Origin of the sequence: Methyloversatilis sp. XJ19-49 (assembly GCF_024580145.1) — a bacterium.
Classification (GTDB): domain Bacteria; phylum Pseudomonadota; class Gammaproteobacteria; order Burkholderiales; family Rhodocyclaceae; genus Methyloversatilis.
In genome coordinates, this window is record NZ_JANINI010000001.1 from 445,803 (window position 1) to 461,210 (window position 15,408).

Annotated in this window: 13 protein-coding genes; 6 read left to right on the forward strand and 7 right to left on the reverse strand. The window is 66.1% G+C overall.

Features of this window, described 5'->3' with window-relative positions:
• Positions 1-607, forward strand: a 607-nt coding sequence (locus tag NMQ16_RS02060) for an ATP-binding cassette domain-containing protein (RefSeq protein ID WP_257078814.1), incomplete at its 5' end; no start/stop codon positions are given.
• 7 nt (positions 608-614) lie between these two features.
• Here NMQ16_RS02060 and NMQ16_RS02065 read toward each other — a convergent pair.
• Genes NMQ16_RS02065 through NMQ16_RS02075 form a run of 3 tightly spaced genes read right to left on the reverse strand, consistent with a single transcriptional unit; the run spans position 615 to position 2,943 of the window.
• A complete protein-coding gene (locus NMQ16_RS02065; protein WP_257078815.1) occupies positions 615-812 on the reverse strand; it encodes a hypothetical protein in 198 nt (65 codons plus the stop codon).
• Positions 809-2,677 (reverse strand): ferrous iron transporter B, encoded by a 1,869-nt coding sequence (locus tag NMQ16_RS02070; RefSeq protein ID WP_257078816.1) that lies wholly within the window; start codon positions 2,675-2,677, stop codon positions 809-811. Before NMQ16_RS02070 ends, NMQ16_RS02065 begins: the two co-directional genes overlap by 4 nt.
• Positions 2,677-2,943, reverse strand: a complete 267-nt coding sequence (locus NMQ16_RS02075; RefSeq protein ID WP_257078817.1) for a FeoA family protein — start codon at positions 2,941-2,943, stop codon at positions 2,677-2,679. The genes NMQ16_RS02070 and NMQ16_RS02075 overlap by 1 nt, the downstream gene beginning before the upstream one ends.
• Positions 2,944-3,263: 320 nt before the next feature.
• Here NMQ16_RS02075 and NMQ16_RS02080 point away from each other — a divergent pair, with 320 nt between their 5' ends.
• Positions 3,264-5,468: a TonB-dependent siderophore receptor gene (locus tag NMQ16_RS02080; RefSeq protein ID WP_257078818.1), complete on the forward strand. Its 2,205-nt coding sequence runs from the start codon at positions 3,264-3,266 to the stop codon at positions 5,466-5,468.
• Between the two features lie 62 nt (positions 5,469-5,530).
• Here the strand turns inward: NMQ16_RS02080 and NMQ16_RS02085 are convergent, their stop codons facing one another.
• A complete protein-coding gene (locus NMQ16_RS02085; RefSeq protein ID WP_257078819.1) occupies positions 5,531-6,607 on the reverse strand; it encodes a metal-dependent hydrolase in 1,077 nt (358 codons plus the stop codon).
• A gap of 164 nt (positions 6,608-6,771) precedes the next feature.
• On the opposite strand from NMQ16_RS02085, the gene NMQ16_RS02090 reads away from it, so the two are divergent.
• Entirely contained in the window at positions 6,772-10,707 is a 3,936-nt protein-coding gene (locus NMQ16_RS02090) for an FAD/FMN-binding oxidoreductase (protein WP_257078820.1), read from the forward strand.
• Positions 10,708-10,723: 16 nt separating this feature from the next.
• On the opposite strand, the gene NMQ16_RS02095 is transcribed toward NMQ16_RS02090, so the two are convergent.
• Entirely contained in the window at positions 10,724-11,275 is a 552-nt protein-coding gene (locus NMQ16_RS02095; protein ID WP_257078821.1) for a hypothetical protein, read from the reverse strand.
• Between the two features lie 203 nt (positions 11,276-11,478).
• Here NMQ16_RS02095 and NMQ16_RS02100 point away from each other — a divergent pair, with 203 nt between their 5' ends.
• Positions 11,479-11,931, forward strand: coding sequence for a hypothetical protein (locus tag NMQ16_RS02100; protein ID WP_257078822.1), 453 nt, complete (start codon positions 11,479-11,481; stop codon positions 11,929-11,931).
• Positions 11,932-11,934: 3 nt separating this feature from the next.
• Here the strand turns inward: NMQ16_RS02100 and NMQ16_RS02105 are convergent, their stop codons facing one another.
• Together NMQ16_RS02105 and NMQ16_RS02110 are read right to left on the reverse strand one after the other, a co-directional pair.
• A complete protein-coding gene (locus NMQ16_RS02105; protein WP_257078823.1) occupies positions 11,935-12,612 on the reverse strand; it encodes an HAD-IB family phosphatase in 678 nt (225 codons plus the stop codon).
• Entirely contained in the window at positions 12,609-13,796 is a 1,188-nt protein-coding gene (locus NMQ16_RS02110) for a phosphoserine transaminase (RefSeq protein WP_257078824.1), read from the reverse strand. The genes NMQ16_RS02105 and NMQ16_RS02110 overlap by 4 nt, the downstream gene beginning before the upstream one ends.
• 378 nt (positions 13,797-14,174) lie before the next feature.
• On the opposite strand from NMQ16_RS02110, the gene NMQ16_RS02115 reads away from it, so the two are divergent.
• Entirely contained in the window at positions 14,175-14,987 is an 813-nt protein-coding gene (locus NMQ16_RS02115) for a PEPxxWA-CTERM sorting domain-containing protein (protein ID WP_257078825.1), read from the forward strand.
• Complete coding sequence (locus tag NMQ16_RS02120) at positions 14,987-15,400, forward strand: hypothetical protein (protein WP_257078826.1); 414 nt, start codon at positions 14,987-14,989, stop codon at positions 15,398-15,400. Before NMQ16_RS02115 ends, NMQ16_RS02120 begins: the two co-directional genes overlap by 1 nt.
• The last annotated feature ends 8 nt before the right edge of the window (positions 15,401-15,408 follow it).

The following is a 15,408-nucleotide window of genomic DNA, read 5'->3' on the forward strand; positions in this document are numbered from 1 at the left end:
CGGGCGCCCGTTGCGCCACATTCCTGCAGCCGAGCTGGCCACGCTGCGCGCGGTGCACGCCCAGCACCAGCGCAGCGATCTCGACTACACCGCGCAGCAGGTGGTCGCCCTCGGCCGCTTCCCGCATCACGGCGGCCGGCCGGGTGCCGACGACCGCGCCATCGCGCGTGCCGCGATGGCGCTGACCGGCTGCGAGGTGATGGCCGATCGGCTGTGCAGCACATTGTCCGGCGGCGAGCAGGCGCGCGTGCATCTGGCGCGCGCACTGGCACAGATCTGGCGCGGCACGCCCGGCGAACATTTCCTGCTGCTCGATGAACCGGTCGCCGCCCTGGACATCGCCTGGCAGCACCGCGTGCTGGCCTGCGCGCGCGATCGCGCGCACAGCCGCATGACCGGCGTGCTGGCCATCGTGCACGACCTCAATTTCGCCGCCCGTTATGCCGACCGTCTGGTATTGCTGGCCGACGGCCGCATCCGGGCCGACGGTGCGCCGTTCGAAGTGCTGCAGTCGGCCGCGCTGGCGGACGCCTTCGGACTCGATTGCCGCGTCTGGATCGACCCGCAGACCTCACGCCCGCTGCTGATGGCCGAGCCGGCCGCCTGACGCGCACTCAGCGGCGTGACGCGCGCCCCGGGCACTGACGGCAGCCATGGCAGCCGTCATCTCCTCCATCGCCGGCCGAGTCTGCATCCGGATTGCTTTCCGACTCGGCAGGCGGACTCAGCCGCGCCCGGGCGACGCGCATCACCTTCCACGCGGCCAGACCGACGATCACCAGCGCCAGCAGATCGGTCACGGAAAGGATCATGGGCAGCAGGCCAGCGCGATGCGGTAGGTGACGAACGAGGCCGCATACGCCAGCGCGAACAGATAGCCGGCCATCAGGAGCGGCGCGCTCCAGCCGCCGGTTTCGCGCCGTACCGTGGCGAGCGTGGACAGGCACTGCGGCGCGAACACATACCAGGCGAGCAGCGACAGCGCGGTCGGCAGACTCCAGCCGGCGACGATCAACGGCACCAGGGCCTGCGCGGTATCGTCGGCCGTGGCCGACAGCGCATAGACGGTGCCGAGCGCACTGACGGCGACTTCACGCGCCGCCATGCCGGGCACCAGCGCCACCGCGATCTGCCAGTTGAAGCCGATCGGCTCGAACAGCGGCAGCAGGAAATGGCCGAGCCGGCCCGCGAAGCTGTATTCGATCGGCGCACCTGCGAAGTCAGCCGGCGCGCCCGGAAAGCTGGCCAGAAACCACAGCAGCACGGTGAGCGCGAGAATGATGCCGCCAACCCGCTGCAGGAATATGAGCACGCGCTGCCACAGGCCGATCGCCAGATTGCGCAGCGACGGCCAGTGGTAGTCCGGCAGTTCCATCAGCAGCGTGTGCTGCCGGTCTTTCGAGCCAAGCCGCTTGAGCAGCCAGGCCACCAACACGGCCGACACGATGCCCGCGAGATAGAGCGCGAACAGCACCAGCCCCTGCAGTTCGAGTCCGCCGGCCACGCGGCGCGCCGGAATGAAGGCGCCGATCAGCAGCGCATACACCGGCAGCCGGGCGGAGCAGGTCATCAGCGGCGCAATCATGATGGTCACCCAGCGGTCACGCGGATTCTGGATGGTGCGCGTGGCCATGATGCCGGGAATGGCGCAGGCAAAGCTCGACAGCAACGGAATGAAGGCTCGCCCGGACAAGCCGACACCGCCCATCAGCCGATCGAGCAGGAAGGCGGCGCGCGGCAGGTAGCCGGACTCCTCCAGCACCAGGATGAAGAAGAACAGGATGACGATCTGCGGCAGGAACACCAGCACGCCGCCCAGTCCGGCAATCAGTCCGTCGGCCAGCAGGCTGCGCAGCAGGCCGTCCGGCAGCACACGGCCGACGGCATCGCCGAGGAGTGCCGTGGCCGATTCGATCCAGCCCATCGGCGCTTCGGCCCACGCGAACACGGCCTGGAAGATCAGGAACAGCAGCGCGAACAGCAGCAGCGGACCGACCAGTGGATGCAGCAGCACACGGTCGGCGCGATCGGTGAAGGCGTGCGCCGGCACGCGATCGAGGCCCAGCGTCGTCAGGATGTCCTTCACCTGCCGGTAGTCATCAGCCACGCTGCCGGCGGAGGCTGCGGGCGGCGCCGAAGGCAGCGCCGCATCGAGCAAGCTGAACAGCGCATCGGCACCGCCGCCGCGTACCGCGACGGTCGATACGACCGGGACGCCAAGTGCGCGCGACAGCGCCTCGACATCGACATCGACACCGCGCGCCCGTGCGATGTCGGTCATGTTGAGCACGACGACCAGCGGCAGACCGAGCCGTCGCAGGCCCAGCACGAGCCGGAGCTGGCGCGCCAGCTGGGTCGCATCGACCACCGCCAGCACCAGATCGGGGCGACGCTCACCCGGCAGCCGGCCGGCGAGCACATCGCAGGTCACCTGTTCATCCGGTGAATTCGGCGCCAGGCTGTAGGTGCCGGGCAGGTCGAGCACCGCCAGGCGTCTGCCGGCCGGCGTACGCAGCCAGCCTTCCTTGCGCTCGACCGTGACGCCGGCGTAATTGGCCACCTTCTGGTGACTGCCGGTCAGCAGATTGAACAGCGCCGTCTTGCCGCAATTCGGATTTCCCACCAGCGCCAGCATGGGCGGTGCCAGGCGGCTACTGTCGATGGGCAGTGCGCTCATCACGCACCGTGCCTGGCGGCGACGCGTACGCAGGCGGCTTCGATGCGGCGCAGTGCAAAGGTCGATGCGCCGATGCGCACGGCCAGCGGCTCGCCCCCCGGTTGCCCCCGGCGCAGCACGCACACCGGTTCTCCCTCCATGAAGCCCAGCTCGCGCAGGCGCGTCTGCAGATCCGGCAGTCCGGCACGGTCGTCCAGACCGATCACCACCATCGGCGCGCCGGTCTCGGCATCGCTCAGGCGCAGTTCATTCTCAGGCAGGGTCATTCAGGGCATCCGGATCCGGGCGCAGACGACATGCGCAGGTTGCACAGTGTGCGGCGAAGCGCACCATTCTGGCGCGTTTCGGGCGCCCCCTGGCGAATGACGCAAACGGGAGACCCGGATGGATGGCGGCCGCGCCGCCGACGCCGATCGGTGAAGTGTTGCGCTCACGCACCAGATGATTACAACGCTAATTGTAACAAGAATCATTCTCGATTATAGTCCGCTCCGCGTCGCTGCCGGGTGTTTTCACCGGACAGACCGCGGACCAGCCAGCCCCTCTGCAAGCCAGTCCCGACAACTTCACTCCAGGACTGACTCAGATGACCCGCACTCCCCCGCAGCAGCCGCTGTCGCTGGCGGCCGCCATGCTGATGGCGCTGTCGACCGGCAATGTCGCCCAGGCACAACAGACGACCCCCGTACTGCCAGAAGTTCAGGTAAGCGACACGCGTGAACGCCCGAATTCGCCAAACAACGGATACCAGTCGGGCATCGTCCGCTCGGCCAGGACGAATCAGCTGTCCAAGGACATTCCGCAGGCGATCACCACCGTGACCGAACAGCTCATGCTGGACAGCAACTCCGACACGATGAAGAACGCGCTGCGCCATGTGGCCGGCCTCACCTTCAATTCGGGCGAAGGCGGCCGCATCGGCGACAACATCATGCTGCGCGGCTTCTATTCCTTCGGCGACCTCTATCTGGACGGCATCCGCGACGTCGCCCAGTACAACCGCGAAGTGTTTCACGTCGAGCAGATCGATGTGCTGCGCGGCTCGGCCGCGATGCTGTTCGGCCGCGGTCAGGCCGGCGGCGTCATCAACCGCGTCAGCAAGCAGCCGGGGCTGGTCGATCGCACCGAAGTGTCGGCCACAGTCGGCAGCTACGAGTACGGTCGTGTCACGGCGGATGTGAACAAGGTGCTCGGTGAAAACATGGCATTTCGCATCAGCGCGATGAAGACCGATGCCGAAAGCTCGCGCAATGGCGTCGAATCGGACCGCGAAGGCATCGCGCCGACGCTGCGCTGGGGTATCGGCACCGCCAACGAATTCTCGATCGGTCACCTCTACTACACGACGAAGAACGTGCCCGACTACGGCGTACCTTTCGTCGCCCGTCCGGGCACCCTCACCCGCTCGCAGGTCACCCGCTCGCCACTCGATGTTTCGGCCAGCCGCTTCTACGGCACGTCGTCCGATTACGAGCAGAACGACACCAACATCACCACCGGCATCTGGACGCACCGTTTTTCGTCCGACACCGAACTGCGCACCGTTGCCCGCTACGCGGACTACAAGCGCGATCTTTGGGGCGTTGCGCCACGCCTCGCCGGCGGCACGACCACCGCCACACTGAACGACGCCACAGTCATCAACCGCGGTCGTCAGGCGCGCGGCGGAGAGGAAAACACCTACACGCTGCAGAGCGACCTGACGACAAAGTTCGAGCTGGCAGGCATGAAGCACGAAGCCCTTCTCGGACTCGAACTGCTGCGCGAAAAGGCGAATCGCTGGTCTTACACCTCGGTCAACGTCACCGCGCCTGCCACGACGGTCGGCAACCCCGACCCGGATGTGGCGGTGCCGGCCGCCTACGGCAACCGCGTCCGGTTCAATCCTGCGGGTTATGAAGGCGACTCCATCGGCGTCTATGCGCAGGACCAGATCGAATTCATTCCGAACTGGAAGCTGTTGCTCGGACTGCGTCATGACCACATGGACGCCGATTACCACACGTTGAATTCGACGACGCTGGCGTCGACCGCCTTCAACCTGAAGTACAGCGAATGGAGCTATCGCAGCGGCCTGCTGTTCCAGCCGAGCGATGTCGAAACCTACTACTTTGCGTGGAGCGATTCGTTCAACCCGACGGCCGACCTGTACCAGCTGAACAACGGCATCCGCTATGACGCCGAGCGCAGCCGCACGGTGGAACTGGGCACCAAGTGGGAACTGCTCGACGGTGCGCTGTCGCTGCGTACCGCGCTGTACCGCGCCACCAAGTTCAACGAACGCAACACCGACCTCGAACAGGCGAACACCGCCGTGCTGTCGAAGGAGCGCCACACCGACGGCTTCGAGATCGAGGCGGCCGGCCGCATCACGCCGCAGTGGGACGTGTTTGGCGGCATTGCATTGATGCGGGCGGAAATCGACGAAGTGTTCGCGGCGAACAACCCGAACATCCTGGGCCTGCGCCCGCGCAACACACCGCGCTATACCGGCAATCTGTGGACCACCTACCGCATCACCCCAGCCTGGCGTGTCGGCGGCGGCATCGAGGCCAAGGGCAACCGTCTTGCCTACGGCACCGGCGGCACCGCCCCGGTCGCCATCGCACAAGCGCCGAGCTTCGTGCGCGCCGACCTGATGCTGGCCTACGAACAGCGGCGCTACGATGTTCGTCTGAACGTGCTCAACGTCTTCAACAAGCGCTATTACGAGGCGCTGTACGAAAACGGCGGCTTCGCCGTGCCGGGCACCGAACGTGCCATTCAGCTGACGGTTGCCGTGAGGTACTGAGCTGCCGGGAACAGTGAAGCCGGGGCGGTGGTCTGCGGACTGCCGGCCCGGCTTTTTTTCGTTCAGCGACCGCTCAACCTGCGCCAGCCCGCCAGCGTCCGTTCAACCAACGCCCATCCGGAGCCGCTCTCGCACAATCCATAGCGGAATGGCAGGCTGTCGCGCCCGGGTGTCTCGAAGCGCAGGTCGCGAAAGCTGACGCAGGCGCCATCTGCTGAGCCACCGACACTGTCAAGCACCGGAAACATCGCAAACCAGCGGAAGACCGCGAAGTCCGGCGCTGACCAGACGGCGCGCACCTGTTCCCGCAGTTCGCCCTGTCCGCCATTTCCGAAACGTTCGCGCACCTGCCACTGCGCCATCGCCACCGGCCGGTAATGCGACGAGAAGCGACGGATGAGGTTGTCGTCCGGCCCGGCTTCCAGGGTTTCAGTGCGCCGTGTATTGATGTGTGCGATGTGGAAGCGCTCGCCGTCGTCGATCACCGCGGTCCAGTTGAAAGGCGAAGCCGGACGGGGAATCGCGTCGATCGCGACCGCGGCGATGCCCTGCTCCGCAGCATGGCGCCGCGCGGCGTCGATGGCTTCCGACTTTCCGACTGCGCCGACGCCGATCCATGCGCACACCGCCACCAGCCCGAATGCGGCCGGTGCGCGGCTGCGCCGCCACAGCGCGCTCGCGGCCAGACCGGCAATCAGCAGCCCGGTCAGCGGCAGATCGATGATGAAGGTGGTGCCCCAGCCGAAACGTCGGTCGGAGAAGGGGGCCAGAATCATCGTGCCGAACTGCGTGATCAGGTCGCCCAGAATGTGGATGCCGATGCCGGCACACACCACGGCGTAGAAGGACCGCCAGTCGATGCCCGGCGCGCGCATTTTCGGCACCCGCGCAAGCAGCCAGGCGATCAGCAGCCCCCACAGCGGCAGCAGCACGATGGAGTGGGTCACACCGCGATGGCCGCGCAGATAGGTGAGCTCCGACACATAGCCGAGCACGAAATCGAGATCGGGAAAGGTCGCGGCCGCGGCGCCGGCGACGACCATCTGCCACGGTTTCGGCCCCCGATGTGCCGGGTCGGGCGGGCGGGCAATCAAGCGTCCGAGCAGTGCGCCGGACAGGGCGTGCGTGAGCGTATCCAAGAGTCGTCCTGAACAGGAGGTGATGTGGCGGACCGGCGAAAGTTCTGTCCGGGCAGGAATGCGGACTGCCGGTGGACGGTTATCGGCGCATATCGTTTCCGGTCTGGCGCAGTGCACAACCGGCGGACGTATAATGCCTCCCCGAACCTCTACACGGCTTGTTGATGGAATCCGCCACCGCGCTCATCGATTTGCAAGCTTCGCGCGAACCTACCCGACTGCGCGAAATACCGTACAACTACACCTCGCTGTCCGATCGCGAAATCGTCATCCGGCTGCTGGGGGCGCCCCTGTGGGACACCCTGGCCAGCCTGCGCGGCGAACGTCTGACCGGCCGCTCCGCGCGCATGCTGTACGAGGTGCTGGGCGACATCTGGGTCGTGCAGCGCAACCCGTATCTCGAAGACGACCTGCTCGACAATCCGAAGCGGCAGGCTGCGCTGGTCGGTGCAATGCACCATCGACTGGGCGAAATCGAACAGCGCCGCCAGCGCAGCGGTGATGCGGCAGCGCTGGAACGCGATCGCAAGGTGGGCGAGTTGCTGGTGGCCGCGCGCGCCGCAGTGGACGCCTTCGCGGCGCATTTCGCCACCGTGCGCGAACTGCGCCGGCGCATCGTCAAGGTGCTCGGCCGCCACACGCGCGAAGCGAACATCGCCTTCGACGGTCTGGCCCGCGTGTCGCACGTGACCGACGCCACCGACTGGCGGGTCGAATATCCGATGGTCGTGCTGTATCCGGATACCGAAGATGAAATCGCGCCGCTGGTACGTGGCTGCATCGAACTCGGGCTGACCATCATCCCGCGCGGCGGCGGCACGGGCTACACCGGCAGCGCGGTGCCGCTGACCGCGACGTCGGCGGTCATCAACACCGAAAAGCTGATCGATATCGGAGCGGTCGAATCGACCGTACTTCCCGGTCTGGCTACGCCCTACGCCACCATCCGCACCGGCGCCGGCGTGGTCACGCGACGCGTGATGGACGCAGCGGAACACGCCGGACTGGTATTCGCCTGCGATCCGACATCGGCCGACGCCTCGTGCATCGGCGGCAACATCGCGACCAATGCGGGCGGCAAGAAGGCCGTTCTGTGGGGTACCGCGCTCGACAACCTCGCGAGCTGGCGCATGGTCGATGCCGATGGCTTTCCGCTCGAAGTGACGCGGCTCGATCACAACCTCGGGAAGATCCATGACGCGGCGCGCGTGCGCTTCGCCATCCAGCACTTCGAGGCGGACGGCAGAACGCCGCGCGGCGACGCCGAAACGCTCGAAGTGCCGGGCGCGCGCTTTCGCAAGGAAGGGCTGGGCAAGGACGTCACCGACAAATTCCTGTCCGGCCTGCCCGGTGTGCAGAAGGAAGGGTGCGACGGCCTGATCACCAGCGCGCGCTGGATCCTGCACAAGCTGCCGCCGGTCACCCGCACCGTCTGTCTGGAATTCTTCGGTCAGGTGCGCGAGGCGGTGCCGGCGATCGTCGAAATCAAGGATTACCTCGACGCCCTGCCCAAGGCCGGCAAGGCGCGCGTGCTGCTCGCCGGCCTGGAACACCTGGACGAGCGCTACGTGCGCGCGGTCGGCTATGCGACCAAGGCGCGCCGACACGGCCGGCCGAAGATGGTGCTGATCGGCGACATCGTCGGCGACGACGAAACGACGGTCATGGCCGCCGCGTCGGAAGTCGTGCGCCTGTGCAATCAGCGTGGTGCCGAAGGCTTCATCGCGGTGTCGGCCGAATCGCGCAAGACCTTCTGGCTCGACCGCGCTCGCACCGCTGCCATCGCACGCCACACCAACGCGTTCAAGATCAACGAAGACGTCGTGATTCCGCTGCCGCGCATGGGTGACTACTGCGACGGCATCGAACGCATCAACATCGAACTGTCGATCGCCAGCAAGCTGCGCTTCTGCGATGCGCTGGTGACGCTGCTGCGCGGCGAGCTGCCGCTGCACGCGGGTGATGCCAACATCGACGCCGACCAGCTGCTCGGCGACCGCCGCACGCAGGCGCTGCAGCAGGTGGCCGCGGTGCGCGGACGCTGGCAGTGGCTGCGCGACAACCTCGACATGCCGCTGGAGCGGGCCGAAGCGATCATTCTTTCGCTCGGCGTCGAAGTCGGTCCGCTGCTCAACCGGGCGGCGTCGCCGACGCTGTTCCACCGGCTGCAGGACTATTCGGTGCGCGTGTCGTGGAAGCGCGAATTGAAGCCGCTGCTGGAAGAGATTTTCGACGGTGCGATGTACCGGCCCATCCTGGAACGCATCGAGGCGGAGCAGAAAGCGGTGCTGCGCAGCCGGGTGTTCGTCGCGCTGCACATGCATGCCGGCGACGGCAATGTGCACACCAACATCCCGGTGAATTCCGACAACTACGACATGCTGCAGGAAGCCAATGCGGCGGTCGCCCGCATCATGGCGCTGGCGCGTTCGCTCGGCGGCGTCATTTCGGGCGAGCACGGCATCGGCATCACCAAGCTGGAATTCCTGACCGACGACGAACTGGCACCCTTCATCGACTACAAGCGGCGCGTCGATCCGGATGGCCATTTCAACGCCGGCAAACTGCTGCCCGGCGGCGACCTCACACGCGCCTACACGCCGTCATTCTCGCTGCTCGGCACCGAATCGCTGATCATGGAAATGAGCGACGTCGGCCAGATCGCCACGTCGATCAAGGACTGCCTGCGCTGCGGCAAGTGCAAGCCGGTGTGTTCGACCCATGTGCCGCGCGCCAACCTGCTGTACTCGCCGCGCAACAAGATTCTCGCCACCTCGCTGCTGATCGAAGCCTTCCTGTATGAGGAACAGACGCGGCGCGGCGTGTCGCTACGTCACTTCGACGAATTCAGCGACGTCGCCGACCACTGCACCGTGTGTCACAAGTGCGCCAATCCCTGTCCGGTCGACATCGACTTCGGCGACGTGTCGATCGCCATGCGCAACGCCTTGCGCAAGCAGGGCAAGCGCAAGTTCAATCCGGGCACGGCCGCGTCGATGGCCTTCCTGAACGCCACCGATCCGGCCACCATCAAGGCGCTGCGCGTGGCGATGATGGGCGTCGGCTACAAGGCGCAGCGACTCGGCCACACGGTCGGCAAGGCGCTCGGCCTGATCGACCGGCAGACGAAGAATCCGCCGCCGACACTCGGTCGACCGCCGATCAAGGCGCAGGTGATCCACTTCATCAACAAGCCGATGCCGGGCAAGTTGCCGAAACGCACCTCGCGCGCGCTGCTCGACATCGAGGACGCGGCCATCGTGCCGGTCATCCGAAATCCGAAGCGTGCGTCGGAAGAGCAGGAAGCGGTGTTCTACTTCCCGGGCTGCGGTTCGGAGCGGCTGTTTTCGCAGGTCGGGCTGGCCACACAGGCCATGCTCTACCACGTCGGTGCGCAGACCGTGCTGCCGCCGGGCTATCTGTGCTGCGGCTATCCGCAGACCGCCGGCGGCGAAGCCGAAAAGGGCCAGCAGATCAGCACGTCGAATCGCGTGCTGTTCCACCGTGTGGCCAACACGCTGAATTATCTCGACATCAAGACGGTCATCGTGTCCTGCGGCACCTGCATGGATCAGTTGCAGAAGTACGAATTCGACAAGATCTTCCCCGGCTGCCGGCTGCTCGACATCCATGAATACCTGATGGAAAAGGGCCTGAAGCTCGAAGGCGTCGAAGGCGTGCGCTACATGTATCACGACCCCTGCCACACGCCGATGAAGACGCATGCGCCACTGAAGGTGGTCAATCAGCTCATCGGTACGGCGGACGGTTCGAAGGTGACGCTGAACGACCGCTGCTGCGGCGAGAGCGGCACGCTGGCGGTCAGCCGGCCGGACATTTCCACCCAGGTGCGCTTCCGCAAGGAAGAAGAGATGCGCAAGGGTGCAGACGTGCAGCGCGCGGACGGTTTCAAGGGGGACGTGAAGATCCTGACGTCCTGCCCGTCCTGCCTGCAGGGCCTGTCACGCTACGACAACGACAGCGGCACGCAGGCCGACTACATCGTGGTCGAGATGGCGCGCCACCTGCTCGGCGCCGACTGGGCGGAGCGCTACATCGAGCAGGCCAACAACGGCGGCATCGAGCGCGTGCTGCTGTAACGCCGCCGGTCGGCCGTCACCGGCGTCGCGCCGGTGACGCGTCGCGCCGGTTCAGGTCCTGCATGAAGGCTTCCAGCGCCTGTTCGTCGCGCGGGCCGGCGGGCGCCATTTCGAGCTTCATGGTGCCGCTGCCCCCCGGCTGATCGGCAGAACAGACGCGGTGGGCGAGCATGCCGCCATGCCGTTCCGGGCGCCCTTCTCGATCCAGGTAGATGTTCTGCACGCGGTAGGCTTCGCGCTCGGAACGCAGCGTGGCGACGCAGTCCTGCTGATACGCGGCGCCCGTGTGGCGCGCTTCGAGCACATGGACAAACTCGTGCACCAGAAAGGAATTGTCGGCCGCGTCCTGCAGGTCGAGATCGGAACTCATCAGCACCTGATGACGTTCGCGATCGTAAAGCGCGACCAGCTTCTCGCAGTCCGACGGCGCGTCCGGGCAGACTTCCTCGACCAGCGCCGCGGGCGTCAGCAGCCTCAGCAGCGGTCGATCCGGTTCGGCTATCGCCGGGTAGCCCGAGAGGGCTGCCGCCACGCTGAAGAGGTGGGCGATGATTGCGCTGTCAACCATGTGTGCATCCTTCGGGGCTCGCGGGGTGCCCGATGCGGGCAGTCAGCGCCATGTGTGGAAAGATATCCGCGCAATTCGACAGCGCCGCGAGAAATCGTTCCGCTCCGCACGAACTCGGGCACGGCGCCCGTGTCGGAATGTGCGGTCATTGCCAGAATGCGCCATCCAGCCCGTCCCTCACACACCCCGCACCGGAGTCCGTCATGCCTTCACCTTCCCTGAAGCTCGTCTGCCTGCTGTCCTTCGGCCTGCTTGCCGCGCAGACCGCCCTGGCCGTCCCGGCCGATGCCGAGCGCGCAGCATCGCCGGTGCCGCAGCTCACCGGTGCATGGAGCTGGACAGATCCGGCGCAGTGCAGCGAAACGTACGAGTACCGCCTGGACGGCAGCGGTTCGGTGCAGAGTGGCGAAGAGCGCAGCGAAATGGCCTATGTATTCGATCCGAAGGGATCGGACACGGGCTTCTACAAGCTGGAGGCAACCATCCTGAAGGACCACGGCGGCACCGACTGCGCCGGCTCGAAGGAGGACGACACGAACCGGCTCTATACCGTTTACGTGAAGTTCAACCCCGAAGGCGACCAGCACATCGTGTGTGTGGCGCCGGAGGTGAAGCAATGCTTCGGGCCGCTGCGCCGCACCGGCGCAGCGCGCTGACGCTCAGCGCAGCAGCAGGTCGACGCGGTCGAACTCTTCCGGCGTGGCGACCAGCTTGACGACTTCACGCAGGTCGGCCTGATCGATGAAGTGATGCGCGCGACGCGCCACGATGTCACGCCGCACGACACCGCCGAATCCGATTACCGTCGCACCGGCGTCGCCGGCTTCCAGATCGGTGATGCCGTCGCCCACCATGACGACGCTGTCCACCTCGCCCAGCACCGCCCTGCACACTTCGGCCTTGCCGCCGCTGCGCGCCAGCGGAGATGAGCGGTCGAAGCCGGCATAGGCACCGGCGTCGTCGAACTGCAGGTCGACCGCATGCACGCGCTCGTCCGGTACGCCGAGGTGGCGCGCCAGCGCCAGCACCGCCTGCCGGATGCCGCCACTGACCACATGCACCTGCCAGCCCAGCGCACGCAGTGCGGCGACCGCCTTGCACGCACCCGCCACCCGCGTATCGATGTAGCGCTGGCCGAGCGCCTCGATGGCCGCAGCGTCCGGCCGTATCAGATCAAGCCGCGCCGCGTAGGCGTCTTCGAGTTTCAGCCGGCCGTCCATCGCCGCGGTGGTCAGCGGCACGACCTGATCGACCACGCCGGCCTGTTCGGCCAGCACGTCGATGCCTTCAATCGTCGACAGCGTGCTGTCGCAGTCGAACAGGATGGCGCGGTTCATTCGGAGGATTCCTGCTTCACGGTTTCATAGGCCCAATCCAGCCAGGGCGTCAGGGCGACGACATCGGCGGCGTCAACGGTGGCGCCGCACCAGATGCGGAAGCCGGGTGGCGCATCGCGGTAGGCCGCAACGTCGAAGGCGGCCTCTTCCTGCTCGAGCAGCGCGCACATGCGGCGCACCCGCGCCCACTGCGTAGCCTGTGGCTGCGCGGTGAACCACGGATCGACAATCTTCAGACAGACCGAAGTATTCGAGCGGGTCGCCGGGTCCTCGGCCAGGAAGGCCGCCCAGTGACTGCGATCGATCCAGCGCGCGAGCACGTCGAAGCTGGCCATGCTGCGCGCAATCAGGCCGGGCAGACCGCCGATGGACACCGCCCAGCGCAGCGCATCGATCTGGTCCTCGACACACAGCATCGACGGCGTATTGATCGTGCTGCCGGCAAACAGGTCTTCGATCAGGCCCGCCTTGTTGGTCATTCGGAACAGCTTCGGCAGCGGCCATGCAGGTGCATGGCGTTCGAGCCGTTCAACGGCGCGCGGGCTGAGCACGATCATGCCGTGCGCGGCCTCGCCGCCGAGCACCTTCTGCCATGACCAGGTGGTCACGTCGAGTTTCGGCCACGGCAATTCCATCGCGAAGGCGGCCGACGTGGCATCGCAGATCGACAGGCCGCTGCGGTCGTCGGCGATCCAGTCACCGTCCGGCACGCGCACACCGCCCGTCGTGCCGTTCCAGGTAAACACCACATCGTGCGTCCAGCTGACGGCGCTCAGGTCAGGCAGGCAGCCGAACGGCGCTGCAAAAATGCGGGCACCGGCCAGTTTGAGCACACTGTCGACGTCGATCACCCAACTGTGACCGAAGGTCTCCCAGGCAAGACAATCGACGTCGCGCTCGCCGAGCAGCGACCAAAGCGCCATTTCGACCGCCCCGGTATCCGAGCCTGGCACGATGGCAATACGGTAGTCATCGGGCACGCCGAGCACAGCGCGGCTGAGGTCGATGACCGCTTTCAGCCTGGCCAGGCCCTGCGGTGCGCGGTGCGATCGGCCGATGAATGCGTCGCCCAGCGCCGCCAGCGTCCAGCCGGGGCGCTTCACGCACGGTCCGGAAGAAAAAGACGGCCGCAACGGACGGATCAGGGGCTTATCGGCGGTCATGGCGTGACGGTAACTGTTCATTGAATGAAAAACCGGCACCGACACGTGAGCCGGCCCGGTGCCTGGATGCGCCGGACGCGCGCAAATCGCGGCGAAGTATAGCGGCAGCGATGCTGTGGCGCAGAACGGACCGGGCAGGCGCAACGTGCAATGCCGACGGCGTGTGCGAGCATGCGCTGCATGCAGGGGCCTGGTGCGCCTCAAGGTGCGCCGGAAGGCCGGTTGTAACAATAATTGGCATTCCCGGAGGCCTGCATGAAAAAGGCTGTGACAGGTGTCATGCCTGTCGGCAGACACATAACCTAGGTTGTATTACATAATCGCTCTGAAACGCAGTCATGGCGCAGTAACGCATGCGTCCGATGCTGCAGGACTTCGCTCTATCCGGACATCACAATCATGAAAATCACACTTTCGACCTTGCTGGCGACGGCCTTGGCGGCACCGCTTGCCGCCTTCGCCGTCGACCTGGCCCCTGCACTGCCTGGAAGCTATGGCACGGGTGGCGGCTCGGATGCGCTGTTCGTCAAGATCGATGACAACTGGCAGGGCAGCACCGTGCTGTGGGATGAAGCCACGCAGACTTTCGGCAGCGGGCAACCGGTCTCCACCTTCGCATGGGGCACCGGCATATGGGGCATCTCCGACTGGCATGCGCTGATCGACCAGCCGGTCGGACAGTCCGCTGTCATCGAGCGCTGGACCGGTATCGCGAGCCAGGTGAATTTCGGCAACGCGCTCTACAACGACATGTATTCGTCCCAGTGGGGCAGCACATTGCCGCTGCCGCTGAGCGAGTCAGAGACCAACTGGCTGTCGCGCTTCGACGGCTACATCCGCATCACGGAGAAGAGCCACTACAACTTCGGCGTACTGTATGACGACGGCTTCTTCTTCAACCTGTACGGCGCTGATGGCGCGATGCTGTCGCTGGTCAAGGACGGCGTGAACCCGCGTGACCGACTCGGCTTCGAACAGGACATCCTGCTCGACGTCGGCCTGTACCGCTTCCAGCTTGGCGCCTACAACCGGCTGGAAGCCGGTGTCGTCGACCTGCGCTGGTCGCGCGAGGGCGCCACCGACTGGACGCTAGTGCCGACCGAAAACCTGCTCAGCCTGACACAGCCGCTGCCGGTACCCGAGCCGGCGACCTGGTGGATGCTGCTGGGCGGGCTGGGTCTGATTGCCGTTGCCGCCCGGCGACGTGCCTGATGCGCCGTGAGCCGCTGCGCGGCGCGGGTCAGCGACTGATGCATGTCGTCGTCGTCGCCGCTGGGTGGTTCCTGTTCGGCTGGGCCTGGCTGCTGGTCGGTCGCGACCTGCCTGACTACGGCGTACTGGCCTGGATGATCGTTGCCACACTGATCATCAGCCCGGCGGTGACGCTGTACTGGGTGCTGCACAATCTGGCGATTTTCAAGCTCAAGGGCCCCCGGCGCCAGTTGCCGGACACGAAGGCCGAATACCTGCACGACTGGGCCGGGCGCCCGGTGGTGGCCGACTGGGACATGCTCCGCACCGCGCCCATCACCGTGATCGGCATCGTCGATTCCCGAAAGCTGTACCGCTGTCTCGCGCCGCGCAGCGTCGATCCAGGAGTGTCGCGACTGTTCGGCAAGGGCTGACCCGCAGT

Coding starts and splice junctions, on each gene's coding strand:
- NMQ16_RS02105 (WP_257078823.1), bottom strand. CDS start 12,612: ATGAACCGCGCCATCCTGTTCGACTGCGACAGCACGCTGTCGACGATT.
- NMQ16_RS02095 (WP_257078821.1), bottom strand. CDS start 11,275: ATGGTTGACAGCGCAATCATCGCCCACCTCTTCAGCGTGGCGGCAGCC.
- NMQ16_RS02070 (WP_257078816.1), bottom strand. CDS start 2,677: ATGAGCGCACTGCCCATCGACAGTAGCCGCCTGGCACCGCCCATGCTG.
- NMQ16_RS02110 (WP_257078824.1), bottom strand. CDS start 13,796: ATGAACAGTTACCGTCACGCCATGACCGCCGATAAGCCCCTGATCCGT.
- NMQ16_RS02065 (WP_257078815.1), bottom strand. CDS start 812: ATGATCCTTTCCGTGACCGATCTGCTGGCGCTGGTGATCGTCGGTCTG.
- NMQ16_RS02115 (WP_257078825.1), top strand. CDS start 14,175: ATGAAAATCACACTTTCGACCTTGCTGGCGACGGCCTTGGCGGCACCG.
- NMQ16_RS02075 (WP_257078817.1), bottom strand. CDS start 2,943: ATGACCCTGCCTGAGAATGAACTGCGCCTGAGCGATGCCGAGACCGGC.
- NMQ16_RS02090 (WP_257078820.1), top strand. CDS start 6,772: ATGGAATCCGCCACCGCGCTCATCGATTTGCAAGCTTCGCGCGAACCT.
- NMQ16_RS02120 (WP_257078826.1), top strand. CDS start 14,987: ATGCGCCGTGAGCCGCTGCGCGGCGCGGGTCAGCGACTGATGCATGTC.
- NMQ16_RS02080 (WP_257078818.1), top strand. CDS start 3,264: ATGACCCGCACTCCCCCGCAGCAGCCGCTGTCGCTGGCGGCCGCCATG.
- NMQ16_RS02100 (WP_257078822.1), top strand. CDS start 11,479: ATGCCTTCACCTTCCCTGAAGCTCGTCTGCCTGCTGTCCTTCGGCCTG.